The 812-nt window shown below is 59.9% G+C and carries 1 protein-coding gene; it reads right to left on the bottom strand.

Translation table 11 applies throughout. The features are described 5' to 3' along the window. The coding region (locus tag C9383_RS26485; RefSeq protein ID WP_146164724.1) for an RHS repeat domain-containing protein at positions 1–812 on the bottom strand (812 nt) is incomplete at both ends.

The following is an 812-nucleotide window of genomic DNA, read 5'->3' as shown; positions in this document are numbered from 1 at the left end:
TTGATCCCACCCGCCAGCTTCACCGGATCCGGCGTCAGGTACCGACCAATATCCGGATTGTAGTAGCGATGACGGTTGTAGTGCAGCCCGCTTTCCGCGTCACAGTACTGGCCTTGAAAACGCAACGGATTGTCGATTTTGCAGGCATCAAGGCGGGCGATTTCGCCGTAGGCGCGGTAGTGCGCGGACCAGACGATTTCGCCTTCATTATCGGTCAGTTCCTGCGGCGTACCGAGGTGGTCGAGTTGGTAGTGGTAGGGTTTTGTTTCTTTCGGCCCAAAGCCTTCCAGTAAAACCAATGGGCGGAAGCTGTCGGGTTCGTATAGGTAGCTGCGATGGCGCTCCGCATGATGTTCGGCAATCAGCTTGTCGCCTTGCCAGAAAAACTCCGTGGTCGTGTCATCCACGGTTTTGCTGATGCGCCGCCCAAATGGGTCGTAGCGATAGTGGGCGGTTTGCCCGTTGGGCGTGGTGAGGCCGATCAGGCGGTGCTGGCAGTCGTAGCGGTATTCGGTGACGAGTTGCTGGCCTTTCCCGCGCCGTTCGCGGATCAGGTTGCCGAAGGCGTCGTAGTCATAGTGATGATCGCCCTGGATCATCAGGCGATTACCCGCAACGATGTCCGGGCCGGGGCGGTTCTGCATCAGCAGGTTGCCCGCCGGGTCGTGGCCGAAGCGTTCCTGTACGTCTTGCGAGTGGTTGGCGCGGGTCAGGCGGGCGAGGGGATCGTAGTGGTAGTCGTGCTGGCCCTTGCGGGTGTCGAGCAGGCGGGTGAGGTTGCCGCTTTTGTCGTAGTCGTATTGGCGTTGGTA

Source organism: Pseudomonas palleroniana, from assembly GCF_003031675.1.
GTDB lineage: Bacteria > Pseudomonadota > Gammaproteobacteria > Pseudomonadales > Pseudomonadaceae > Aquipseudomonas > Aquipseudomonas palleroniana.
Note: the sequence above shows the minus strand (reverse complement) of the source record. Positions and strands in the feature narration are given on the sequence as shown.